The organism is Thiomicrorhabdus cannonii (assembly GCF_013391695.1).
Lineage (GTDB): Bacteria > Pseudomonadota > Gammaproteobacteria > Thiomicrospirales > Thiomicrospiraceae > Thiomicrorhabdus > Thiomicrorhabdus cannonii.
This window is the reverse complement of the sequence record NZ_JACBGH010000002.1, coordinates 186273-209537: the sequence shown is the minus strand read 5'-3', so window position 1 is coordinate 209537 and position 23265 is coordinate 186273. Positions and strand designations below refer to the sequence as shown.

Below are 23265 nucleotides of genomic sequence, written 5' to 3'. Positions count from 1 at the left end.
AGTTAAGGAACTAGACTACATGTTATCCAGTTATCCCATCTTAAGTACTCTGATTTGGCTGCCGATTATCGGGGGCTTATTGGTGCTGTTTGCAGGCCGCAATAACGACACCGTCGCCAAGTGGTTGTCGCTGATCGTTGCTTTCGCTACGTTTGTTTTGTCGCTACCTTTGTGGACTGGTTTTGACACCACCACGGCGGCGATGCAGTTTGAAGAGAAAATCTCATGGATTCCTGCGTTCAATATCTACTATCACCTGGGTGTGGATGGTCTTTCGATGCCGTTGGTATTGTTGACCACGTTTACACAGGTGCTGGTCATTGCCTCCGCCTGGGATGTCATTAAAGAACGTGTTGAACAATACATGGGTGCTTTCCTGATTATGGGCGGCATGATGACGGGCGTATTTGTTGCCCTGGACTCGATTCTGTTCTACGTATTCTGGGAAGCCTTGTTGATCCCGATGTTTATCGTTATCGGTAAATGGGGTGGACCGCGCCGTGTTTATGCGACCTTGAAGTTCTTCCTGTATACCTTCTTCGGTTCGGTATTCATGCTGGTGAGCTTCCTGTATATGTATTATCAATCGGGCAGCTTCTCGATTCTGGATATGCATACCATGCAGTTAGGTATGACAGCACAAACCCTGATTTTCTTGGCGTTCCTGTTGGCATTTGCCGTGAAAATTCCAATGTTCCCGGTTCATACTTGGTTGCCTGACGCGCACGTTGAAGCGCCTACAGCGGGTTCTGTTGTGCTGGCTGCCATTATGCTGAAGATGGGGGGCTACGGTTTCGTACGTTTCAGCCTGCCAATCACGCCGGATGCGTCGATGCAGTTGGACTGGTTGGTCATCCTGCTGTCTTTGATCGCCATCGTTTATATCGGTATTGTCGCTTTGGTTCAGAGCGACATGAAAAAGCTGGTCGCGTATTCGTCTATTTCCCACATGGGCTTTGTGACCCTGGGTATGTTTGTGTTGTATGACATCCTCGAGTCAACCGGCTCTTTGCAAGGTGCGCAGCTGGGTATGGAAGGCGCCATGGTGCAGATGATTTCCCACGGTTTCATTTCCGGTGCAATGTTCTTGGCTATCGGTGTGTTGTATGACCGTATGCATACCCGTGAAATCTCAGCTTATAGTGGTGTTGTCAACAAAATGCCTTGGTTCGTCATGTTCGCGGTGTTGTTTGCGATGGCCAACGTCGGCCTGCCGGGTACCTCAGGTTTTGTGGGTGAGTTCATGGTTATCCTGAGCTCATTCAAAGCAAATATCTGGTTCGGTACGATCGCAGCGCTCACGCTGATCATCGGTGCCGCTTATACGCTATGGATGGTCAAACGCGTCTTCTTTGGCCCTGTAACGAATGAAAACGTTGAACAACTACAAGATTTGAACAAGCGTGAGTTCGCCATCATGGCAACGCTTGCGGTTGCAGTTGTTGCATTAGGTGTGTTCCCAGCGCCGTTAATGGAGGTGATGCACACTTCTGTTGGTCATTTGCTGGTTCAAGCAACAACGTCAAAACTTTAATTGGAATAGGTGAATAAACAGTATGAATTTTGTAATACCTGCTTTTGCACCCGCAATCCCGGAAATGGTGCTGTTGGCACTGACCTCCTTTATTCTGGTTGCGGATACATTCTGGTCAAAGCGTTATCAATTTGCGACTTACTACGCAACGCAAGCGACTTTGATTGTGGTTGCCTATCTGATTATGTCCAGCTTTGCTACGGCTCAAGTGATTACCTTTGATGGCAGTTTCGTGCGCGATAGTTTCGCCGACATTTTAAAACTCTTTATTGTTTTGGTTTCACTGGGGATTTTCCTGTTTTCTAAAGAATACCTGTTGCAACAGAAGTTCTTTAGCGGTGAGTACTTTGTACTCGGCCTGTTTGGCGTCTTGGGTATGTTCGTTATGGTTTCAGCCCATAACTTCATTACGCTGTATTTAGGCTTGGAAATCATGTCATTGGCGATGTATGCGATGATCGCACTGCGCCGCGATGCGTCGGACGCCATTGAATCGGCGATGAAGTATTTTGTTCTAGGTGCGCTGGCTACCGGCATTCTGTTGTACGGGTTCTCCATGCTGTATGGTGCCACCGGTTCGATCACCTTCCCGGAAATTGCCAAGATCATCGAGGCTGGTAAGGCTGATGCCGTGGTATTGTCGTTCGGTGTTGTCTTTATTGTCATCGGTCTGGCATTCAAGCTGGGTGCGGTGCCGTTCCACATGTGGGCGCCTGACGTCTATCACGGTTCCCCGACCGCAGTCACGCTTTATTTGGGTACGGCTCCCAAGATTGCTGCGTTTGCGATTATCTATCGCCTGTTGGCAGAAGGGATGCCAGGACTGGTGGCCGATTGGCAGACTCTCATCATTATTCTTTCCGTACTTTCAATGGTGGTTGGTGCGATCGTTGCCATTGTCCAAGAAAACTTAAAACGTATGTTGGCCTACTCGGGCATCGGTCATGCCGGTTTCTTGCTGCTGGGTGTACTGGCGGCCAATCCTGACGGTTACGCCGGCGCGATGTTCTACATCATCGTCTATGCCATTACTGCTGTTGCTGGTTTCGGTATGATTATCGCGTTGTCACGTACTGGCAATGAATTTGACAAGATTTCTGACTTCAAAGGTCTGAATGCCCGCAATTCATGGTTGGCATTTATGATGTTGATTGTGATGTTCTCGATGGCTGGTATTCCGCCGTTCATCGGGTTCTTTGCCAAAGTCATCGTCATTGAAGAAGTCGTTAAAGCCGGATTTATCTGGATTGCGGTTGTTGCCGTGATCACAGCGGTTATCAGTGCCTTCTACTATCTGCGTGTCGTCAAGGCCATGTATTTTGATAAACCGGAAGAAACTGGGCCAATCGCTCCTGTCAGTGGTCAATTGAACTGGGCGGTCAGTTTCGTTTCCATCGCCTTGCTGGTACTTGGTTTGATGCCGTCTTCGTTGATCGAACTTTGTTATCAGAGTATTGGTTTGAAATAACCGCTAATAATGTAAGAAGCCCGTTTATCGGGCTTTTTTTGTAAATAAAGAGGAAAAAACCATGACGCTAGATCAATCAGTTTGGCTATTGCTTGTTACCGCGATTATCCTGGCCAATGTGCCATGGATATTTGCAAACCGTATTTTTCTGTTCATTCAGGTTAAAACCAAATCGTTTCTGGTTAACTTTTTAGAATGGCTACTGTATTTTATTCTGACCGGTATTTTGGCTTATCTGTTGGAAAATAAAAGCATGGGACACGTTGAGTCCCAAGGCTGGGAGTTCTACGCTGTGACCTTCTTTATGTTTGCTATTTTTGCGTTTCCCGGCTTTATTTACCGTTATAACCTTAAGAAATTCATTCAAACCAAAAAAACTTAAGCATTTTCTAATTTATTTCCCGATTAGGGTTGTAAATTTTCTCAGACTCCCTATAATACGCCACATCGGAACGCACAACGCTTCGATGTCACAATATCGCGGGGTGGAGCAGCTTGGTAGCTCGTCGGGCTCATAACCCGAAGGTCGTAGGTTCAAATCCTGCCCCCGCTACCACATTCAAAAGCCAGATTTTCAAACACTTACGAGTGAATGAGGTCTGGCTTTTTTATTGTCCTGAAAAAGTTTAGCTTTGAACTTTACCCTGAATGCGTGCGCTGCATTGAATGGTTGGTTAAAGTTTCATTTTTGCAAGCCGCAAAGCATTGGCAATCACCGAGACGGAGCTGAAGCTCATGGCTGCGGCGGCTATCATGGGTGAGAGCAAAAGTCCTACAAACGGGTAGAGCACGCCCGCCGCAACGGGAATGCCGGCACTGTTGTACGCAAATGCGAAAAACAGGTTTTGGCGGATATTTTTCATGGTGCTACGGCTTAATTGGATGGCGGTAGCGATTCCGTTAAGATTGCCTTTTACCAGGGTGATGTCGGCACTCTCTTTGGCGATATCCGTACCGTTTCCCATCGCGATGCCTACATTGGCCTGAGCCAGTGCGGGCGCGTCGTTGATACCGTCCCCGGCCATGGCAACGATATAGCCCTGTTGTTGGAAGCGGCTCACCCATTTGGCCTTTTCGCCAGGCAGTACATTGGCCTTTACCTGGTCCAGTTTCAGTTGCTGCGCTATTGCATTGGCGCTTGGCTCACTATCTCCTGTCAGCATGACGATTTTTAACCCGGCCTGTTGAATTTTCCGGATGGCTTGCGGCGTGTCGGTTTTGATCTGATCGGCGAGCACCAGATAGCCGTAGATTATCTTGTCTATAGCAAGAAAGAGAACAGTATGGCCTTTTTGCGTGTATTCCTGCATCTGTTGTTCTAACGGGGCGGTCTGTATCCCATATTGTTGCATGAGGGCAGGATTTCCTAGGGCGACAGTTTTACCCTCTATGATGCCGGTTAGGCCTTTTCCGGTTATGGACTCAAAATCTTGGACGGTTTTGAGTTGTGCCGGATCGGTTTGGGGATGAGCGCTGATGGCTTTGGAAAAGGGGTGGTCGCTGTTGCCGGCGAGTGCCGCGGCTGTATGTTGAATTTCGGATGCGGAGAGGTTTTTCACGGGGATGCTCTGGATCAGGCTTGGACGTCCTTCGGTCAGAGTGCCAGTTTTGTCAACAATCAGCAGATTGACTTTTTCCAGTGTTTCCAACGCCGCGGCGTCCTTTATGAGTATTCCGTGCGTGGCGCCTTTTCCCAGCGCAACCGTAATGGATACCGGCGTCGCCAAACCCAGCGCACACGGGCAGGCAATAATGAGTACGGACACGCCGGCGACCAGCGCGTAGGAAAGACTGGGTTCTGGCCCAAATTGCCACCAGCCGAAAAAGGCGATGAGCGCAATGAATAGCACCAGGGGAACGAAAATGGCGGATACCTTATCGGCCACTTTTTGAATGGGCGCCTTTGAGGACTGTGCCTGGGATACCATAGCGATGATTTGAGCGAATAGCGTCTGTTTGCCTACTTTTTGCGCTTGCATGATTAACACGCCTGAGCCGTTAAGCGTGGCGGCAAAAAGCGGGCTCTCTTTTTGTTTGAGTAGGGGGACGGGTTCGCCGTTTATCATCGATTCGTCCACATGAGAGCGGCCTTCGACGACGATGCCATCTACGGGGATTTTTTCTCCCGGTTTGATTTTAAGACGGTCCCCCGGCATGATTTCATCAATGGGTGTAGCCATTTCGTGACCTTGCGGATCGAGTTTCCATGTGGTTTTAGGGGCCATGCCAAGGAGCAGTTTAATGGCTCCGTGTGTCTTGATGTGGGCCTTTATTTCCAGTACCTGCCCTAGCAATACCAAGGTGGTAATCATCGCGGCTGCTTCAAAATACACGTCTACATGACCCTGTTGATTGCGCATGGAGGCAGGGAATAACTCCGGCATAAACAGCGCAATCACACTGTAAACCCAGGCGCTGCCGGTTCCCAGCGCAATCAGGGTAAACATATTGAGATTGAGCGATGTTAGACTTTGCCATGCGCGCGTGAAAAACGGCCAGCCTCCCCACCAGACCACAGGCGTGGCTAACACGCACTGCAGCATTTGCGAGGGAGACAGCCAGCCAATATCAGGGAGCATGCCGGCAGGAATACCCAGCATGGCCAGCATAAAGGTGGGAAAGGTTAGTATGACGCTGCCCCAGAAGCGTCGTTGCATGTGATGCAGCTCGGCGTTGTTTTCTACAGAGGCGGGCGTAAGTGTGGGGACGGCTTCCAGTGCCATACCGCAAATAGGGCAAGTTCCGGGATGGTTCTGGCGAATCTGCGGATGCATCGGGCAGGTGTAAAGCGGCTTCTCATCCATCGGTGCGGATATCACGGGCGCGCTGGGCAAGAGATAACTTTGCGGGTCTGTTTTAAATTTGTGTAGGCAAGCGTCGCTGCAAAAGTAATAAGTGGTGCCGGCATGTTGCCAATGCAAGGGGCCGGGTTTAACCTGCATCCCGCAAACCGGGTCGGTAAACAGCGTTTCCGGGGTATTTTGGCTAGTCATACACGTCTTCCTTTGGTTGGGGGAAGCAGGGTAAGCAGGATGGAAACCGCGGCAAGAGGTCGCAATCGCCTGGTCTTTTCAGTCTAAAGCTTACGGCACCTTAATCAAAATAGAATTCATTTGCGCGGACTTAAGATTATCTATTCATAAGTGAGAGCTTTGCACGAATGGGGCGCGAAGTGATGCAGCAGATCAAACGGTCATTTTAAAAAGAACGGCGGGCATTATAATGGGCGCCATTTATTGATTTTTGAAAGCCTCCCGACAGAGGCTAGGCGGTTTTCTTATGAATCAGACTTTGCAGCGTAAAGGCGAATTCTATGCGCTGGGACTGACGTTGATTGAGGCGTGGTTTCCCATTTTTGCCTCTTTTACCGTCGCCGCTCTGGGCGGGCTGCATGCCTATTTTTACAGTCTGGTCGTTGCGGCGCTCGGCCTCGGAGCTTGGTGGTTGTGGCGTGGAAAACGGCATGAAATCAAAAACCGCGATGCCTGGTTCAATCTGGGCATGACGAGCCTGTTTATCACCCTGCTGTTTGCCTTCACCTTCGTTGGCCTGCAATACACCAGCGCCACCAATGTGGCGATTATCCTGTTTTTGCAGATTCTGTTCAGCTACCTGTTTTTGGGGCGGCGTAGCGAAGAGAGTCTGCAGCTCAAGCATATTGTCGGTGCCGCGTTGATGACGCTTGGCGCATTGCTGGTTCTGTTGAAGAGCGATTACAGTCTGCGTCTGGGCGACGGTTTGGTGTTGATTGCGGCGATGATTGCACCGATTGCCAATTTCTACCAGAAAAAGTCGCGTGCGCAGGTGTCGAGCGAAACCGTGTTGCTGGTCAGATCGGTCATCGCTTTGCCGTTTATTTATGTGCTGGCGATCTGGCTGGAACCGCAGCCAACATGGGCGCAGATTTCTCAACAGGCCGGGTGGCTGCTGCTCACCGGATTACTGGTGTTTTTTATTGCCAAGGTCTTATGGGTCGAGGCGATCTATCTGTTGCCGATCACCAAGGTCAATGCGTTGTTTGCATTTTCACCGCCGATGACGATGGGTTTGGCTTACTGGGTATTGAACGAGGTGCCGACGGCTTCTCAGGTGGCGGGGATTATTCCGATTATTATCGGCGGTTACCTGATCACGCGTAAACCGGTCTAGCCGCGAATGAAGGTCAGCGCCAACGGCAGAATAAAAGCCGAGATGCTCGCCGCCAACGCCATCGCCAAGCCGGCAAACGCGCCCATCTGCGGGCTGATCTGAAAGGCGCGCGCGGTGCCCAGACCGTGTGCCGTCACGCCCATGGCCACGCCTTTGACGGCTTCGTCCTCGATTTTAAAACGTTTCAATAGCCAGGTGCCCAAGGCCGCGCCGAGCACGCCGGTAATCACCACAAAGACCGCCGTCAGGGTCGGCAGGCCGCCGGTTTTTTCGCTGATGCCCATCGCAATCGGCGCGGTCACCGATTTGGGGATCATCGAAAGCATGGTCTGTTCGCTGGCGCCGAGCCATTGGGCGATGTAGTAGGCGCTAATGCCGGACACGCTGATGCCGATAATCAAGGCGACTGTTAACGGCAGCCAGACGGTTTTTAACTTGCCGAGCTGATAATACAGCGGAATCGCCAACGCCACAGTCGCCGGGCCGAGCAAAAAGTGGATAAATTGCGCGCCTGCAAAGTAGGCGGGGTAGGCGATGTCCGCACTCAGCAAAATGCCGATAATAAACACGATGGATAACGCCACCGGGTTCAGTAACGGATTGTAACGGCCGCGTTCATAGATTTTGACGGCCAGCAGGTAGCACAGCAGGGTCAGCGTCAAGCCGAAGAGCGGGCTGGCGGAGAGATAAACCCAAATGGCCGAATGGGAGATCATATACGCTCCTTAAAGAGTTTCATCATCAATAGCATAATCCAGGCGGTGATCAGCAAACCGAAAACGGTGCTGATCAGCAGCGCCAAGGTGATGGCGAGCCACTCCTGTTGCAAGCGCGGCAGATGCACCATCACGCCGACGCCGGCGGGAATGAATAGCAGCGACAAATGCGACAGAATTTGTTGGGTGGAAGCCTGCATCTGCGCGGCCAACGGTTTTTTGATCAGCAGGGTCGCCAACAGCAGCAACATACCGATGACCGGGCCGGGAATGGGGAGTGTCCACTCCAGCACAATCAATTCGCCAATGAGTTGGTAAACCAGCAGCAGGGTGATAACGGTTAAGAAGGACATAATCGGGATGTCGGCACTTTAAAGAAGGAGTGAACGATTATTATCGTAAAGGGCTGTAATAAACGCCAGCTGTCTGCGATTTTTTTCAATCCAAAAACTCAACAGGCCGGGTATTGCTAGCCGGCCTGTTGAGTTTTTGGAAGCGGTTGTCGCGTTCAGTTCTGAATGCGGTAACTGTAAGGTTTGGGGGCGGCCGAGAGTTTTTCGGTCTGCGCCTGCAAGGCTTTCACCTGTTCCTGCAAGGCCGATTGTTGCGTTTTCAAATTGGCCATTTGCGCTTTCAATTCCTCAAGACTGGTTTGAATCGCCTGGTAGTTGGCGCTTTCGGCCGACTTGCCTTTGCCGGATTGGACCGGAGCCGGCAAGTTTTGCAGGTTATGTTTGATCTCATCGAGCAATTTAGCCTGCTTTTTGACCAACCAGCCGATATCGTTCAACTGTTTTTGCTGGGCGTCAGTCAAACCGCCGCCGTTTTGGGTAACGGCCGCATGGCCGGCCTGCAGATGCATTTGACTCTGCAATTGCTGCTGCGCCTGCAGAATCTGCTCAATCAACGCCTTGATCTCGCTCTCATCAGGCTTGGCGGCTACCGGCGTTTCCGCCGCCAGTGCAGGAGACGTCATCTCGTCAGAGGCAGGTGCAACAGAATGATCATCGCTGTGTGCTTCGGTTTGCACCGTGGGCTCCCCGCCGGCTGCGGCAATGGCATGGGTATCGTCAGCAGGCGTTTCCGCCTCGGTGTGCAAGTCCACTAACGGGGAGGGTTCCGCAGGTGCGTTGGCCGGAATTTCTGCCGGATTGGCCATCACGGCGCTGGCAACGGTTGCACTCTGCTGCGGGGTGATCTTTTTCACCTCGGCCGCCAGCAACTCCAGCAAAGAAGAAATCTCGTCGACTTTGACGGTGATCTGTTTGCCGTGCAGGATATTTTCGGTCTGAATCAAATCCAGCACTTCACCTTTAAATTGGGCCTCTTTGCTGTTCATGCTATAGAGCATCCAGCCTAATGCGGAAACGGCGGCAAGACTGGTAAACACACTCACGCCCAGCATAATCGCAAAACGTTTCTGCGTGCTGTGCAGTTCATGAGTGGCTGTTTTAACCGCCTGACGCCAGGCGTAATTGGCGTCGGAGAGCTCGATGACCTGCTCTTTCTGGCGGTGGCTGTGGTTGAGTGAGGCTTCTGCCGCTTTCTGGCTGTGGGTGGCGGCTTCCTGCGCCGTTTTTGCCGCTTCCAGCGCCAGGGTGGCGGCATCCAGTGTGCTTGCCGGACTGAGTTGCGTGGCTTGGTGCTGCTGCTTGCGGTTATGCGCCAACTGTTCGTCGAGAGCCTCGGATGAGGCTTCCAACTGTTCCAGTTCTTCTAGCAGGCTGTCCGTCATGTTTGCGTCGTTCATTGCTGGCTCTTTGGGTGTTTTGTGACTACTCTTAATAGGATTTCAGTTCGGCGATGCGCTTTTTGATGCTTTCGTTGACCGTCTTCAACTGCGCATTCTTCTCGCGGATGGCGGCCAGTTGTTCATCGATTTCGCTGCTTGAAAGCAGTTCGCCCAAGCCTTCGTTTTGCAGCTCGTATCCTGCCTGTTTGGCCGCTTCAAAAGCGCGTTCGGCAGCGGCGAAGGTGGCTTCGATCGCCTGTTGGGTTTTTTCGGCCGATTCGTGCGCCTTGCGTGTGGTTGCCAGTGCCAGGCGGGTGGCTTCCTGAGCGGAAAGTCGAACTTCGGCGGCGATCTTCTGAATCTCCTGATCAATGCTCAGAGCGTCTTCCATATTGACGATGGTGTCGGCTGCCTGTTGCACAATGCGGGCATTTTCAGCAGCGTCATCTTCATCCTTAGCCATGAGGTTTGAGGCCGGCAGTGCGCTATCGACCGTCGGCGTTTCGTCGGAAAGGGGGCTTTCTTCACTCAGGGCATCCTCTTCCGGCAGGGACGCTTCCAGCGATTCGCCGGTTTCGACAGCTTCCAGCGATTCGCCGGTTTCGACAGCTTCCAGCGATTCTCCAATAGCGATATCGTCGGAAAGCGCGCTTTCTTCTTCGATTTCTTCAAGTTCTTCGAGTTCTTCTTCCAGCAGATTGTCTACCGATTCCGCTGCCGGCAGTTCGTCTTCGAAAGAGGGGGCAGGCTCTGCTGCCAGCATAGCGTTTTCCAGTTCGCCGTCGGCATCTGGCAATGCGTCTTCTTCAAGCGAGGCGGCAGAAAACGAGGCTTCAATTTCATCATCGATTGCCGTCGGCGGTTCCGCCAGATTATCCAGATCCAGTGCCGTTTCGCTTTCGTCATTTTGTGCGAGGGAGTCGATATCGTTGAGCATGGCATCAATATCGTCAAGGTTGTCGTTTTCGCTTGGCAGGTCCTCGGGCTGCGTGGCCTCAAAGGCATAATCGCTGCCAACCTCCGCATCCATCACGCTTGGCTCGTCTATTTCCAATGCCGTTTCACTTTCGGTGGCGCTGGCGTTGTTGATTGCATCCAGCAGGGCATCGACTTCAAGTTCGCCGTCATCGTCGGAGACTTTTTCATTCGGCAACTCTCCCATCATGGCGAGCATTTCAAGGGTTGCTTTATCATCCTGTTCTAGATCGATATTTGACATGCCTTTTTATCCTTAACACAAAGTGATTCTGAGTAAAATTCCAAAAGCATGAAATATGCCAGTTGATGATGCAATGCTATTGGTAATCTTCAAACTCGTCCGGGCAGAAGAATTCCATCGGTTCGTGGGTGATGGGGTGGGTAAAGCCGAGACGCTGCGCGTGCAACATCAAACGCGCGCGCATATCGCGGCTTTTCTCGTCTGCATAGAGAGTGTCGCCGAGGATTGGATGGCCGAGCATTTTCATGTGCAGACGCAGTTGGTGGGTACGTCCTGTGACGGGGGTGAGCTCCACCTTGAAAAAGTCCACATGTTGCTCCAAGCGTTTCCATAACGTTTGGGCGTGCTTGCCATGCAGAAAGTTCACATGCTGCAAAGGACGGCGTTCCCAGTCGATGATCATCGGCAGATTGACATGGCCGCTGTTAAGCGAAGGGGTGCCGGCGCATTGTGCTACATAGGTCTTGGAGGTTTTGCGGGTTTCAAACTGGCGGCTCAGCAGGCGGTGGCTTTCGGCGTCGCGCGCCAGCACCAGCAGACCGCTGGTATCCATATCCAGGCGGTGGACGATGCGCACGTCGGGATAGACCGTTTTGAGATGGGAAATCAGGCATTCCTGTTTGTCTTCGCCGCGACCGGGCACCGAGAGCAGTCCCGAAGGCTTGTTGGCGACAATAATGAATTCATCGGCATACAGTACCCAATCTTCGGAGAACTGCATCTGTGGATTGTAATGGATGGGTGAGGGGTGCATTTTCAAAAACGGGCCTGTAGAATGTTTGCCTTATTTTATCGAAGGTAACGAGGCTTATGTCTAAAAAAGTAAAGGTATTGTTTGTCTGCATGGGCAATATTTGCCGTTCACCCACGGCACATGCGGTGTTTCGCAAGCTGGTGCGCGATCAGGGGTTGGAGCGGCACATCGAAATCGACTCGGCCGGCACCCATGCCTATCATGTGGGCAATCCGCCGGATAGCCGTTCGATGAGTGTGGCGCGTGGCCGCGGCATTGAAATGAACGATCTGCGTGCCCGCAAAGTGGATTTTGGCGATTTCATCGAGTATGACTATGTGCTGGCGATGGATCAGGCCAACTACAGTAACCTGCGGGATTTGGCGTTGCCGGAGCATTTTGACAAAATCCGTCTGTTTCTGGAGTTTGCCGACAATTTTTCGCAGACCGAAGTGCCGGACCCTTATTATGGCGGTCCGCAAGGCTTTGATCTGGTGTTTGACATGGTCACCGACGCATCGGAAGGATTATTGCGCCATATCCGCAAGCAGCATATCGACTAACGGCGCTTTTTGCCCGGTTTGAAAACTCAACAGGCCGGCTATCAGACGTGGTTTCAGGGCAATAAAAAAGGCATCCGAAGATGCCTTTTCATTTTTAGAAAGATGGCGCGTAACCTTTAAGTGTTTTGCGTTTTGACTTTCTCGGTTTCCGCTTCATCCGTCTTAACGGTTTCTGCCTCATCTGTCTTAACAGGTTCAGCCGCAACTGCCGTTTCAGCGCTTGTTTCCGTTGTTTCAGCGGATTCGGCCGATGCAATGGTTGCAGGTTCACCCGTTTCAACCGGCGTTGCTGTTTGCGCCTCGGAAGTGGCTTGAACCGCAGTCTGTTCTGCATCGGCAGCCGGTTTCGCTTCGCTCACGGGCTCTGCTGGGGCCGCTTCAGAAACTTCCGCGGTTTTTACGCTTGCCACGGCGGGTTCTGCTGCCGCTGCAGGCGCGCTTTCGCTGTCAGCCGCCGATGTTACCGATGTTGCCGCTGCTGGCTGTTGTGCCGACTCTTCGACTTGTGCATTCATTAGAGCGTCAACCGTCAGGTTTTCGGCATCGGCCGGTGCACGGCGGCGGCGATTATAGGTGCGGCTGTTGTAACGGCTGCGACGGCGCTGGCCGCCACGGCGTTCACCGCCTTCATTTGCTTCTTCTTCGTTTTCGCCGGTTTGCACGTCAGCCGCTTCAACCGCTTCATCTACCGTCTCCGCGCGTTCCGCGTTTCTGCGCGGTCTTGCAGGGGCTTGCGGTTTTTCCTGGGGGCGCGCTTCAGTGGTTTCTTCAGCGCCTTCCAATCCGGTTTCCAGAGTGTCTACCGGTTTGGCCTCGCGTCCGCGTCCGCGGCGGCTGCGATCACGCCCTTTGCGTTGACGGCCGGCTTCAGGGGCGGCTTCGCGCGCTTCTTTAGCTTCTTCGACGACTTCTACCGCTTCCGGGGTTTCGCGGCCACGACGTGCACGCGCTTCCTGACCTTCTTCACCGCGACGCCCGCGGCCTCGGCGATTGGCATTGCGTCCGCCACTGGTGCGGCCATCGCGACGACCGTCTCGGCGACCGCGATTGTCTTCGCGACGCTTCTCTTCCTCTTTTTCTTCTTCGCCGGCACCAAAACTGACCAGGGCTTTCCACATGCGTGACAGCAGTCCCGGTTTCTTTTCAACCGCTGCGGCCGCACTTGGCGGTGGGGCGCTCGGTTGCAGATTTTTGACGGCAGGTTCTTCCTGAACGATCACTTTTGGCGCTTCCGTCACCAAGTGGTCTTCCGGCAGGATCATCGTTTTGATTTCGTAGCTTGCGCCATGCGCCATCTCTTCGCCGTTGCGCACGCGTTCCAGGCTGTATTGCGGCGTTTGCAGGTGCTCGTTAGGCACAATCATAATGTGCAGCTTGTGGCGGTCTTCGATGCGGGTGATCTGGGCGCGTTTTTCGTTGAGCAGGAAAGTGGCGACGTCTACCGGCAGTTGTACGGTGACGCGGCGCGTGTTTTCCTTCATGGCTTCTTCTTCCAGCAGGCGCAGGATGGACAAACCAAGCGATTCAACGCCACGGATCACGCCAACGCCGTTACAACGCGGGCAGACGATCTGGGTGGATTCTTCGATAGAAGGGCGCAGACGCTGGCGCGACATTTCCAACAGGCCGAAGCGCGAGATCTTGCCGATCTGTACGCGCGCACGGTCGGATTTAACCGCGTCTTTGATTTTGTTCTCGACGTCACGCTGGTGTTTGCTGGAGTGCATGTCGATAAAGTCGATGACCACCAGGCCGCCGATGTCGCGCAGGCGCAATTGGCGTGCAATCTCGCAGGCCGCTTCCATGTTAGTGTGGAAAGCGGTCTCTTCAATGTCGCCGCCTTTGGTCGAGCGACTGGAGTTGATGTCGATCGCCGTCAGGGCTTCGGTGATGTCGATGACAATCGCACCGCCTGAAGGCAGTTTCACTTCGCGCTGATAGGCCGATTCGATCTGTGATTCGATCTGGTAGCGCGTAAATAAAGGGACTTTGTCCTGATAGGGCTTAACCTTGTAGACCTGTTGCGGCATGACCAGCTGGATAAACTCGCGGGCGCGGTGGAAGGTGTCCATGTCGTCGATCAGGATTTCGCCGATATCCTGACGCAGGTAGTCGCGGATCGCCAAGGTGACGATATCCGATTCCTGGTGAACCAGGAATGGCGCAGGGCGGTCGTTGGCGGCTTTAAGGATGGCGTCCCATAGCTGGATCAGGTAATTCACACCCCATTGCAGCTCTTCGGCGCTTTTGCCGACACCGGCGGTGCGGATAATCATGCCCATGCCTTCCGGAATGTCCAGGTCGCGCAGTGCGTCGCGGATTTCCGAGCGGTCTTCACCCTCGATGCGGCGTGAAATGCCGCCGGCTTTCGGGTTGTTCGGCATCATCACCGTATAAGGGCCGGCCAGCGTGATTTGGGTAGTCAGGGCCGCACCTTTGTTGCCGCGCTCTTCTTTTTGTACCTGAACGATGACTTCCTGGCCTTCTTTGAGCACATCCTTGATGGTGAAGCGGCCGGATTCCGGCTTGCTGTCAGGGTAGTATTCGTCGGCGATTTCTTTGAATGGCAGGAAACCGTGGCGTTCAGCGCCGTAGTCTACGAACGCGGCTTCGAGGCTGGGTTCGATGCGGGTGATGCGGCCTTTATAGATATTGGCCTTTTTCTTTTGGTGGTGTGGGGTTTCGACATCTAGGTCGTACAAGGTCTGTCCATCGACCAGGGCAATGCGCAGCTCTTCAGGCTGAGTCGCATTTATCAGCATTCTTTTCATGCAGTTCTCTTTAAGTTGTTAAACAACATCCAGAGGATACGGCGGGCAGAGTAACGGGGCGATTTACATAAAGCGGGTAGGCCTGTGGCTGGCAATTGTTGTCGTTTGTGTGCGGTTGAGCGGCGGCGTTTGGCGTCAGGGGCGTTTTCGTCCTGTTTGATTCAGCTTTGAATCAATCCTGCGCTGTTTCTCCCCGAGCGGTTGGCTCTTGAGGGCCGGCGGCTTCCGGTTGGCTTGGCCAACTTGATTTGTACAACACTGTTATCGAGCTTGAGTCATTTTATTGTTATTCTGCTCAAGCTCTAGCCAGTTTCCTTTTTCAGAGTGGTAAAACAGTTACTCTGCTATTGGAATTTGGGGGTCTACCGTGGTAAATCACTGTGTCCCGTGTCATCAGCTGGGCGTCTTATGGCTTTTAAAGTTGAAAGAAGCTGCGACCACTGATTTTTGCCGCGCGCTTTTTTGGCCGTAATGGGCGAATGAGAGCGCACTTAATCGCTGTATCGTCTGTAAGATGTGTTTTTGATGTGGTTACTAAAACGTTGAATTTCTTAAGTGAATTCCAACGGGTGTCGTAAAATTCCTTGCACAGTTTTGAGTTGTGCCATCTCTAACCATCGCTTACAAAATAAGCCTCGCAAATATATCACTCATTTTGGCGTCATGCAATGACATCTTCTGCACTAACAGGTAAACTTATGCACATTTAATCAACAGCCCGATCAACAGCCTGTCTGAATCGGGGTTTTTGCGGATGGTATCCGTGCCGTTCCGAATGCGTAAGAGAGAGATATGAAAGAACAAAAAGCGCCTTTGACGAAGGTGCAAATGGTGGAAGTGACCTCGGAGGATGAGGGGCAGCGGCTTGATAATTTTCTAATGCGCTTTCTAAGAAAAGTTCCTAAGACCTTGGTTTACCGTATTATTCGCAAGGGCGAGGTGCGTGTCAACAAGGGGCGCGCCAAAGCGTCTGATCGTGTCCATGAAGGCGATATGGTGCGTATTCCGCCGGTTGTGGTGCCTGAGACCAAAGTGGTGACAGAGGGGGAGATTCCTCTGGGGCAGTTGCAGCGTATCGAAGAAAACATTCTGTACGAAGATAACGATTTGATGGTGATTAACAAGCCAGCCGGCGTGGCCGTGCATGGCGGTGGCGGTGTGGACTGGGGGTTGATCGAGGTAGTGCGCCAGTTGCGTCCGCTGGCCAAGCGCCTGGAATTGGTGCACCGTATCGACCGCGATACTTCCGGTTGCCTGTTGATTTCCAAAAAAGCGTCCGTATTAAAAGCGCTGCAGCAGCAGATTCGCGACAATCAGTTTGAGAAGCGCTATCTGGCGATCGTTTCCGGGCAGTGGCCGAAGCGCAAGCATAAGGTCGATTTGCCGTTGAAGAAGGAGCATCTGCCGGACGGCGGCTGGCATGTGTCGGTGGCGGCGGACGGCAAACCGTCGGTGAGTTATTTTACGCTGGAGCAGCATTTGAAGGGCTGTGACCTGGTGTCGGTGAAACTGGAAACCGGCCGCACCCATCAGATTCGCGTGCACGCCCTGTCGCAAGGTTGTGCCTTGTTGGGAGACGATAAATACGGCGATCGTGAATTCAATAAGCGTTACCGTCCGTTGGGGATGAAGCGCCTCGCGTTGCATGCGCAGTTTTTAGGATTCACGCATCCGGTCACCGGACAATGGATGCTGCTTGAAGCGCCTTTGTGGCCGGATTTTGAAAAAATTATTGCGGTGCTGTCGGAAAACTCAACAGGCCGGGTAGAGGGATAGTGAATTGGAAGTGAATGTGAAAAAGTATCGGTTGGTTATCTTTGATTGGGATGGCACTTTGATGAACTCCGAGGCGCGTATTGTCGCCTCGATTCAGGCCGCTGCGGAGCGTTGCGGTTTGCCGGTATTGCCGGCGCATGAGGCCAAGCAGATTATCGGCCTGAGTCTCGATAAGGCGATGCTGGGGTTGTATCCCGATGCCACCGAAGCGCAGCTGCAGGCGATGGCGCAGTCTTACACGCAGTCGTTTCTGCACGAGTGTGAGGTGGCGATGGAGTCGTTTGAAGGGGCTGAAGCGATGCTGTTCAGCCTGAAGAATATAGGGGTCAAGCTGGCGATTGCCACCGGCAAGAGCCGCCGCGGTTTGGATGAGGTGCTGAAAGAGTGTGGTTTCGGTCCTTATTTTGACATCACCCGCACACCGGTGGAGTCTGCTTCCAAACCGGATCCGTTGATGCTGCAGCAGATTCTCGAGGAGCTTGAGGTGGAGCTGGAGCATGCCTTGATGGTGGGGGATACCACCTTTGACATGGAGATGGCACACAATATTAATATGGATCGTGTCGCCCTGACGCATGGTGTGCATGAGGCCGAAGCTTTGCAGGTATTTAATCCGCTCGCGACCTTTGAGAATTTGCATCAGCTGCACGCGTGGCTGGTGCAGCGCGTTTAATTCCGAGAAAAACGCGCCAAAATAACTCAACAGGCCGGGTCGGGGGCGTCTGACGCTTAGTCGGCCAAGGGCAGAATAATGCCCATTTGTCTGAAAATGCCGGTGAGTTCAATCAGTGGCAGGCCGATCAAGGCGTTAGGGTCTTGGCTGTTGATGCCTTCAAACAGGGTGATGCCAAGGCCTTCGGATTTAAAGCTGCCGGCGCAGTTGTAGGGTTGTTCGGCACGCAGGTAGTTTTCAATGGTGGCGGTTTCGAGTTTTCTGAAGCGGACTTCGGTGGTGTCGAGGCTTTGATAATATTTTTGCGCGACGGGATCGAAAACCGCCAGGCCGGTGTAAAATAGCACGCTGTGACCGCTGAAACGTTGCAGTTGTTTGACGGCGTTTTCATGGGTGTGCGGTTTGCCGATCGGTTGGTTGTCAAACACGGCGCACTGGTCGGAGGCGATGACGATGGCATCGGGAAACCGTTTGGCCACGGCTTCGGCCTTGAGGCGCGATAATCGTTCGATCATGGCCAGCGGCGTTTCGCCTTTGAGTGGGGTTTCATCGATGTCCGGTGCAAATTGCGAAAACGGCAGTTGCAGTTTTTGCAGCAGCTGTTTGCGGAACGTCGAAGAGGAGCCTAAAACGATAGGGGAAAGTTGGCTTTTTGAGAGGATCGATTGCATAACTGTGACGGTATCAATAATATAGAGTTTCGGTTGCGGAAAATGGCGAGTATCTCTTTGTTTTAAAGAATATTTACTGTTTTTTCTTCCCGGAAAGAAAAAATGCAAAAAACGCGTGTTTTTTTTGACTTAATCAAGCGATGGGAGTATGATTCGCCGCTATGTTTGAAAAGCTTCCCGAATTGATCGATCCGCTTAATCTGGTTAACCATAATAAGCATATTAGGGCGCGAGTCAATCAAGGGCGTTTTAAGCGCCTGAAAGAGCTCGTGGTAGACCATGATCGCGAAGTGATCGTTGAGTTGGATTTTTTTTATGATAAGGCGCTGAAATTGCCAGCCTTTGTCATGAGATTGGAAACCAGTCTGAACCTGCAATGTCAGCGTTCTTTGGAAACTTTTGATTATCCGGTTAAATCCGAAATCAAAGGGGTGTTGGTCGAAGGATCGGCGCTGGTGGACGAGATTCCAAACGATGTTGAAATCTTTGAACTGGTGGAGGAGAAAGTTTCTCTTCCCGAGTGGGTTGAAGAGGAGCTGCTGTTGTGCGTTCCGCTGGCACCCGTCAAGACAGGCAGTTCAATGCGGTATGAAAATGCCGAAGATTCCGTCGAGGATGATGCAGTAATCGCCGATGAGCCTGATGCGTCTAGCAGCAGCGTTCAAAAGCCTAATCCCTTTGCAATCTTGCAAGGATTAAAGAAGTAGATTTTTAAAAATTAGGAGATAGACATGGCTGTTCAACAGAACCGTAAGAGCCCTTCAAGACGTGACATGCGTCGTTCACACGATGCTCTGACTGCACCAACTTTGACTGTTGATGCAACTTCAGGTGAAGTTCACCGTCGTCACCATGTAACGGCTGATGGTTACTACAAAGGTAAAAAAGTTGTTCAAGATAAAGGCTAATTTGTCTTGAGTATCAATATTGCAATAGACGCAATGGGCGGTGACCATGGTATTTCGGTCACCGTCCCCGCTTCACTGGATGCCCTGTCCAAATTCTCAGATATTCACATTATTCTTGTCGGCAAAGCCGATTTGATTAATGCTGAACTGTCCAAGCATCAGTACGATGCCTCCCGCATTACTGTAGAGCACGCCGACCAAGTCGTTGAAATGGATGACTTGCCGTCCAAGGCTTTGCGTAACAAACGCCAATCCTCTATGCGTATCGCCTTGAATCTTGTCAAGGAAGATGTGGCACACGCCTGTGTCAGCGCGGGGAATACCGGTGCTTTGATGGCGGTGGCCAAGTTTGTCCTGAAAACCCTGCCGGATATCGACCGCCCAGCGATCTGTACGTCCATGCCTACGATGAAAGGGCATGTGCATGTACTTGATCTGGGGGCGAACGTCGGGGTGGACGGCGAAACGCTTGCGCAGTTTGCCGTCATGGGATCGGTCTTGGCCAAGGCGGTGGATGACAACCCCAGACCTCGTGTCGGTTTGTTGAACATCGGCGAAGAGGAGATCAAGGGGCATCAGCGCATCAAGGATGCACATCAGATTCTGCAAGGCATCCAGATCAACTACATCGGTTATGTGGAAGGGGATGATATTTACAAAGGCAATACCGACGTCATCGCTTGCGACGGTTTTGATGGCAATATAGCCCTCAAGGCGAGCGAAGGGGTGGCCAAGATGATTTCCTTCTACCTGAAGAACGCCTTTAATAAGAATCTCCTGACTAAACTAGTTGGTCTGTTGGCCTATCCTGTTCTGCGCGCATTCAAAGACAAAGTCGATCCGCGCCGTTATAATGGTGCCTCGCTTTTAGGCTTGCAGAAAATTGTGATTAAAAGCCATGGTGGCGCTGATCAATTTTCATTTTTGCATGCGATTGCCGAAGCACGTTTGGAAGTGACTAAAAATGTGCCGGCGCTGATTTCGGCTGAAGTCTCCAAACTGATTAAACATCAGAGCTCCAGCCAGACCGACTGAGTGCGGTTTGGCATGCTTTTTATAAAGCAGCCGAGGAACCATAATAAGTTTGCAATGCGCTCAGTGTTGCAGATGAAATAGAAGAAACAGTTTCTTATGAGTCAAAAAATCTACAGTCGCATTATCGGAACCGGTGGCTATCTTCCCGAAAAAATCCTCACTAATTTTGATCTTGAAAAGATAGTCGACACCAGTGATGAATGGATTCGCGAGAGAACCGGTATTGAGCAGCGTCATATCGCCGCCGACGGGCAAACCACCTGCGATTTGGCAGAACAGGCTTCTCTCAAGGCCATTGAAATGGCTGGAATCGATCCGAACTCCATTGACCTTATCGTATTAGCGACGACGACCCCGGATAAAATTTTTCCGAGTACCGCGTGCCTGTTGCAGCAGCGTTTGAGTATTCACGGCTGCCCGGCGTTTGACGTGCAGGCGGTCTGTTCAGGCTTTGTGTATGCGTTGAGTGTCGCCGACCAGTTTGTTAAAACCGGTATGGCTAAACGCGCCTTGGTCGTGGGGGCAGAGACCCTGTCGCGCATCACCAACTGGGAAGACCGCAATACCTGCGTATTGTTCGGCGATGGTGCCGGTGCGGTGGTTCTTGAGGCGTCTCACGAAGCGGGGATTCTCTCCACGCATATCCATGCCGATGGTCAGTATGAAGAGCTGTTGCATGTCCCGTCCGGTCCGTCCAAGTTGCCGCAAACGGACGAGTTGGCGGAGCGCACCATGGCGATGAAAGGCAACGAGGTTTTCAAGGTAGCGGTCAACACGCTGAGCCGCATCGCTGGTGAAACCCTGGAGGCCAACGGCATCAAGCAGGAAGACCTGGATTGGCTGGTGCCGCATCAGGCCAACTTGCGCATTATCAGCGCTACGGCCAAAAAGCTGAAGTTGCGCGATGACCAGACAGTGGTCACGGTGAACAAGCACGCTAATACCTCGAGCGCGTCCGTGCCGCTGGCTTTGGATGAAGCTGTGCGTGACGGCCGTATCCAGCGTGGCCAAATGGTGCTAATGGAAGCCTTTGGCGGCGGATTCACCTGGGGCTCGGCGCTCATCAAGTTTTAAGTTTGTCAACAAAGGCACGATCAAGGTATCGTGCCTTTGTGTTTTTAGGAATTTGTTAGGAAGTTTTTTATGTCATACGCATTTGTTTTTCCGGGTCAAGGTTCACAGTCGGTCGGCATGTTGAGCGACTTGGCTCAGGCAAATCCACAAGTCAATGAAGTGTTTAGCGAAGCCTCTGCGGTATTGGGCTACGACTTGTGGGATGTGGTTCAGAACGATCAGGAAGGCAGACTAAACCGGACGGATGTGACGCAGCCTGCGATGCTGGCGGCCGGCATTGCCGTTTACCGCAGCATGTTGGCAAAAGCCGACTGGCAGCCGGCTTATATGGCTGGGCATTCGTTGGGTGAGTACACGGCGTTGGTGGCCAGTGGCGTGATGACCTTGGCGCAAGGCATTGAACTGGTGGCGGAACGCGGCCGTTTGATGCAAAGCGCCGTACCGGCCGGACAGGGTGCCATGGCAGCAGTACTGGGCTTGGAAGATGAGCAGGTGGTTGCCGTTTGTGCACAGGTTGATGGTGTTGTCGAAGCGGTCAACTTCAACTCGCCAGGCCAGGTAGTGATCGCCGGTGAAAAAGCGGCGGTGGATGCCGCGATGCAGGCTATGACCGATGCCGGTGCGATCAAGGTGGTTCCTTTGGCCGTCAGCGTGCCTTCACACTGTTCTTTGATGAAGTCAGCCGCAGATGCATTGGCGGACAAATTGGCCGGCATGACATTTGCCGATGCGCAAGTTCCGGTGTTGCACAACGTGAATGTGGCGGTTTCAAGCAATGCCGACGAAATTAAACAGGCGTTGGTTGAACAGTTGTATCGTCCGGTGCAATGGGTTAAGACAGTACAGACCATGCAGGCGCAAGGCGTAACCGATCTTTACGAGTTGGGGCCTGGTAAGGTTCTGATGGGATTGAACCGCCGTATTGACCGCAAGATGCCGGTGCATACCGTGTATGACAATGACACGCTGGAAAAAGCGTTGGCAACTTTATAGAATAGTGGCGATTAAAAACCGATAGAGTGAAGGAATAAGCTTATGTTGACAGGACAGGTTGCATTGGTTACCGGTGCGAGTCGAGGAATTGGAAAGGCGATTGCGCTGGATCTAGCGGCGCAAGGTGCCATCGTTATCGGAACGGCAACGTCTGAATCGGGCGCGCAAAGCATCAGTGCCTATTTGGCGGAAGCGGGTGCTAAAGGTGCCGGTAAATGTCTGAATGTGACCAGTGCCGAGATGATCGGCGAAGTGTTGGCACAGGTCACCGAAGAGTTCGGTGTGCCGACCATTCTGGTCAATAATGCCGGCATCACACGTGACAATCTGTTGATGCGCATGAAAGACGAAGAGTGGGACGATATTATCCAGACCAACCTGAACTCGGTTTACCGCATGAGCAAAGCCTGTTTGCGCGGCATGATGAAAGCCAAAGGCGGACGTATCATCAATATCGCTTCGGTGGTGGGTGTGATGGGGAATGCCGGGCAGACCAACTATGCGGCGGCCAAAGCCGGCATTATCGGTTTCAGCAAATCCCTGGCGCGTGAAGTGGGCGCGCGCAACATTACCGTCAATACGATTGCACCGGGCTTTATCGATACCGATATGACACGTGCTCTGCCGGAAGAACAGCGCGCCGCATTGACGACGCAGATTCCGTTGAACCGTCTGGGGCAGCCGGAAGATATTGCCAAAGCGGTTACATTCCTGGCGGGCGAGGGTGGTTCCTATATTACCGGCCAGACGCTGAATGTGAATGGCGGCATGTATATGATTTAAAAGCGCTATTTTGGCTCGGTTTGGGGCGGGTAAAATCCGCACCGCAAAAAACGCGATTAAAACTTGATAATCGCTGCGGTAAGAGCGAAAATACGACAAATTATTTAAAACCTATTTTTTTTAAACCTTATATAAAAAGACTGGAGAATTCCATGAGCAGTATTGAAGAACGCGTAAAGAAAATTGTTGTTGAGCAATTGGGTGTAGAAGAAGATCAAGTTACTCCTGATGCATCATTCGTAGATGATTTGGGTGCGGATTCTCTGGACACTGTTGAGTTGGTAATGGCGTTGGAAGAAGAATTTGATTGCGAAATCCCAGACGAAGAAGCAGAGAAAATCTCTACTCTGGCACAAGCTAAAGCTTACATCGAAGCTAACTTGGATGCGTAATTACTGATCCTATCGGATTGGACGAAAAGCCGTTTTTACGGCTTTTTTTGTAAATAAAATTCAACTGTGAGGATG

The 23265-nt window shown here is 52.1% G+C and carries 22 protein-coding genes and 1 tRNA gene; 15 read left to right on the top strand and 8 right to left on the bottom strand.

The window, feature by feature from the left end; all coding sequences use genetic code 11:
* Positions 1–19 precede the first annotated feature (19 nt).
* The 4 genes from HZ297_RS04175 (at position 20) to HZ297_RS04160 (ending at position 3558) form a co-directional block, all read left to right on the top strand.
* Positions 20–1534, top strand: a complete 1515-nt coding sequence (locus tag HZ297_RS04175) for an NADH-quinone oxidoreductase subunit M (RefSeq protein ID WP_178861721.1) — start codon at positions 20–22, stop codon at positions 1532–1534.
* Between the two features lie 22 nt (positions 1535–1556).
* Positions 1557–3002: an NADH-quinone oxidoreductase subunit NuoN gene (gene nuoN / locus HZ297_RS04170; RefSeq protein ID WP_178861720.1), complete on the top strand. Its 1446-nt coding sequence runs from the start codon at positions 1557–1559 to the stop codon at positions 3000–3002.
* A 61-nt stretch (positions 3003–3063) separates the two neighbouring features.
* Complete coding sequence (locus tag HZ297_RS04165) at positions 3064–3384, top strand: DUF2818 family protein (protein ID WP_178861719.1); 321 nt, start codon at positions 3064–3066, stop codon at positions 3382–3384.
* Positions 3385–3481: 97 nt separating this feature from the next.
* Positions 3482–3558, top strand: a tRNA-Met gene (locus tag HZ297_RS04160).
* A 118-nt stretch (positions 3559–3676) separates the two neighbouring features.
* Here the strand turns inward: HZ297_RS04160 and HZ297_RS04155 are convergent.
* Entirely contained in the window at positions 3677–5995 is a 2319-nt protein-coding gene (locus HZ297_RS04155; RefSeq protein WP_178861718.1) for a heavy metal translocating P-type ATPase, read from the bottom strand.
* A 286-nt stretch (positions 5996–6281) separates the two neighbouring features.
* Between HZ297_RS04155 and HZ297_RS04150 the strand changes: the two genes are divergently transcribed.
* A complete protein-coding gene (locus tag HZ297_RS04150) occupies positions 6282–7151 on the top strand; it encodes a DMT family transporter (protein ID WP_178861717.1) in 870 nt (289 codons plus the stop codon).
* Here HZ297_RS04150 and HZ297_RS04145 read toward each other — a convergent pair.
* From HZ297_RS04145 to HZ297_RS04125, 5 genes are all read right to left on the bottom strand, one after another.
* Positions 7148–7867 (bottom strand): LrgB family protein, encoded by a 720-nt coding sequence (locus HZ297_RS04145; protein WP_178861716.1) that lies wholly within the window; start codon positions 7865–7867, stop codon positions 7148–7150. The genes HZ297_RS04150 and HZ297_RS04145 overlap by 4 nt on opposite strands.
* The gene (locus tag HZ297_RS04140; RefSeq protein ID WP_178861715.1) at positions 7864–8220 is read right to left on the bottom strand and encodes a CidA/LrgA family protein; all 357 of its coding nucleotides are present in this window, start codon (positions 8218–8220) and stop codon (positions 7864–7866) included. The genes HZ297_RS04145 and HZ297_RS04140 overlap by 4 nt, the downstream gene beginning before the upstream one ends.
* 155 nt (positions 8221–8375) lie before the next feature.
* Positions 8376–9617, bottom strand: a complete 1242-nt coding sequence (locus HZ297_RS04135; protein ID WP_178861714.1) for a hypothetical protein — start codon at positions 9615–9617, stop codon at positions 8376–8378.
* A 31-nt stretch (positions 9618–9648) separates the two neighbouring features.
* A complete protein-coding gene (locus tag HZ297_RS04130; protein WP_178861713.1) occupies positions 9649–10818 on the bottom strand; it encodes a hypothetical protein in 1170 nt (389 codons plus the stop codon).
* A gap of 76 nt (positions 10819–10894) precedes the next feature.
* A complete protein-coding gene (locus HZ297_RS04125) occupies positions 10895–11572 on the bottom strand; it encodes an RluA family pseudouridine synthase (RefSeq protein ID WP_246261627.1) in 678 nt (225 codons plus the stop codon).
* Between the two features lie 56 nt (positions 11573–11628).
* On the opposite strand from HZ297_RS04125, the gene HZ297_RS04120 reads away from it, so the two are divergent.
* Positions 11629–12114, top strand: coding sequence for a low molecular weight protein-tyrosine-phosphatase (locus HZ297_RS04120; RefSeq protein ID WP_178861712.1), 486 nt, complete (start codon positions 11629–11631; stop codon positions 12112–12114).
* Positions 12115–12230: 116 nt separating this feature from the next.
* Here the strand turns inward: HZ297_RS04120 and rne are convergent, their stop codons facing one another.
* Positions 12231–14885, bottom strand: a complete 2655-nt coding sequence (gene rne / locus HZ297_RS04115) for a ribonuclease E (protein WP_178861711.1) — start codon at positions 14883–14885, stop codon at positions 12231–12233.
* 792 nt (positions 14886–15677) lie between these two features.
* Here rne and HZ297_RS04110 point away from each other — a divergent pair.
* Entirely contained in the window at positions 15678–16661 is a 984-nt protein-coding gene (locus tag HZ297_RS04110) for an RluA family pseudouridine synthase (protein WP_178861710.1), read from the top strand.
* A gap of 16 nt (positions 16662–16677) precedes the next feature.
* On the top strand, positions 16678–17334 hold the full coding sequence (locus tag HZ297_RS04105) for an HAD-IA family hydrolase (protein ID WP_343034761.1): 657 nt from the start codon (positions 16678–16680) through the stop codon (positions 17332–17334).
* A gap of 56 nt (positions 17335–17390) precedes the next feature.
* On the opposite strand, the gene HZ297_RS04100 is transcribed toward HZ297_RS04105, so the two are convergent.
* A complete protein-coding gene (locus HZ297_RS04100; RefSeq protein WP_178861709.1) occupies positions 17391–18005 on the bottom strand; it encodes a Maf family protein in 615 nt (204 codons plus the stop codon).
* Between the two features lie 161 nt (positions 18006–18166).
* Here HZ297_RS04100 and HZ297_RS04095 point away from each other — a divergent pair, with 161 nt between their 5' ends.
* The 7 genes from HZ297_RS04095 to acpP all read left to right on the top strand — a co-directional run bounded on the left by HZ297_RS04095 (position 18167) and on the right by acpP (position 23190).
* Complete coding sequence (locus HZ297_RS04095; protein ID WP_178861708.1) at positions 18167–18712, top strand: YceD family protein; 546 nt, start codon at positions 18167–18169, stop codon at positions 18710–18712.
* 24 nt (positions 18713–18736) lie between these two features.
* Positions 18737–18913 carry a 50S ribosomal protein L32 gene (gene rpmF, locus HZ297_RS04090; protein ID WP_178861707.1) on the top strand — a complete coding sequence of 59 codons (177 nt, stop codon included), beginning with the start codon at positions 18737–18739 and terminating at the stop codon, positions 18911–18913.
* Positions 18914–18919: 6 nt separating this feature from the next.
* The gene (plsX, locus tag HZ297_RS04085; protein ID WP_178861706.1) at positions 18920–19948 is read left to right on the top strand and encodes a phosphate acyltransferase PlsX; all 1029 of its coding nucleotides are present in this window, start codon (positions 18920–18922) and stop codon (positions 19946–19948) included.
* Positions 19949–20044: 96 nt separating this feature from the next.
* The gene (locus HZ297_RS04080) at positions 20045–21022 is read left to right on the top strand and encodes a beta-ketoacyl-ACP synthase III (protein ID WP_218644536.1); all 978 of its coding nucleotides are present in this window, start codon (positions 20045–20047) and stop codon (positions 21020–21022) included.
* Between the two features lie 69 nt (positions 21023–21091).
* Entirely contained in the window at positions 21092–22015 is a 924-nt protein-coding gene (gene fabD / locus HZ297_RS04075; protein ID WP_178861705.1) for an ACP S-malonyltransferase, read from the top strand.
* Between the two features lie 42 nt (positions 22016–22057).
* Positions 22058–22798, top strand: a complete 741-nt coding sequence (fabG, locus tag HZ297_RS04070; RefSeq protein ID WP_178861704.1) for a 3-oxoacyl-ACP reductase FabG — start codon at positions 22058–22060, stop codon at positions 22796–22798.
* A gap of 152 nt (positions 22799–22950) precedes the next feature.
* Complete coding sequence (gene acpP, locus HZ297_RS04065; protein ID WP_178861703.1) at positions 22951–23190, top strand: acyl carrier protein; 240 nt, start codon at positions 22951–22953, stop codon at positions 23188–23190.
* Positions 23191–23265: the final 75 nt, after the last annotated feature.

Excerpts from the sequence above, each read along its gene's own strand:
- HZ297_RS04130 (WP_178861713.1), bottom strand. The coding sequence starts at position 10,818 with ATGTCAAATATCGATCTAGAACAGGATGATAAAGCAACCCTTGAAATG.
- HZ297_RS04120 (WP_178861712.1), top strand. The coding sequence starts at position 11,629 with ATGTCTAAAAAAGTAAAGGTATTGTTTGTCTGCATGGGCAATATTTGC.
- fabD (WP_178861705.1), top strand. The coding sequence starts at position 21,092 with ATGTCATACGCATTTGTTTTTCCGGGTCAAGGTTCACAGTCGGTCGGC.
- HZ297_RS04150 (WP_178861717.1), top strand. The coding sequence starts at position 6,282 with ATGAATCAGACTTTGCAGCGTAAAGGCGAATTCTATGCGCTGGGACTG.
- HZ297_RS04155 (WP_178861718.1), bottom strand. The coding sequence starts at position 5,995 with ATGACTAGCCAAAATACCCCGGAAACGCTGTTTACCGACCCGGTTTGC.
- HZ297_RS04145 (WP_178861716.1), bottom strand. The coding sequence starts at position 7,867 with ATGATCTCCCATTCGGCCATTTGGGTTTATCTCTCCGCCAGCCCGCTC.
- HZ297_RS04095 (WP_178861708.1), top strand. The coding sequence starts at position 18,167 with ATGTTTGAAAAGCTTCCCGAATTGATCGATCCGCTTAATCTGGTTAAC.
- nuoN (WP_178861720.1), top strand. The coding sequence starts at position 1,557 with ATGAATTTTGTAATACCTGCTTTTGCACCCGCAATCCCGGAAATGGTG.
- HZ297_RS04100 (WP_178861709.1), bottom strand. The coding sequence starts at position 18,005 with ATGCAATCGATCCTCTCAAAAAGCCAACTTTCCCCTATCGTTTTAGGC.
- HZ297_RS04175 (WP_178861721.1), top strand. The coding sequence starts at position 20 with ATGTTATCCAGTTATCCCATCTTAAGTACTCTGATTTGGCTGCCGATT.
- acpP (WP_178861703.1), top strand. The coding sequence starts at position 22,951 with ATGAGCAGTATTGAAGAACGCGTAAAGAAAATTGTTGTTGAGCAATTG.
- HZ297_RS04140 (WP_178861715.1), bottom strand. The coding sequence starts at position 8,220 with ATGTCCTTCTTAACCGTTATCACCCTGCTGCTGGTTTACCAACTCATT.
- HZ297_RS04110 (WP_178861710.1), top strand. The coding sequence starts at position 15,678 with ATGAAAGAACAAAAAGCGCCTTTGACGAAGGTGCAAATGGTGGAAGTG.
- rpmF (WP_178861707.1), top strand. The coding sequence starts at position 18,737 with ATGGCTGTTCAACAGAACCGTAAGAGCCCTTCAAGACGTGACATGCGT.
- HZ297_RS04135 (WP_178861714.1), bottom strand. The coding sequence starts at position 9,617 with ATGAACGACGCAAACATGACGGACAGCCTGCTAGAAGAACTGGAACAG.
- rne (WP_178861711.1), bottom strand. The coding sequence starts at position 14,885 with ATGAAAAGAATGCTGATAAATGCGACTCAGCCTGAAGAGCTGCGCATT.
- fabG (WP_178861704.1), top strand. The coding sequence starts at position 22,058 with ATGTTGACAGGACAGGTTGCATTGGTTACCGGTGCGAGTCGAGGAATT.
- HZ297_RS04165 (WP_178861719.1), top strand. The coding sequence starts at position 3,064 with ATGACGCTAGATCAATCAGTTTGGCTATTGCTTGTTACCGCGATTATC.
- HZ297_RS04125 (WP_246261627.1), bottom strand. The coding sequence starts at position 11,572 with ATGCACCCCTCACCCATCCATTACAATCCACAGATGCAGTTCTCCGAA.
- HZ297_RS04080 (WP_218644536.1), top strand. The coding sequence starts at position 20,045 with ATGAGTCAAAAAATCTACAGTCGCATTATCGGAACCGGTGGCTATCTT.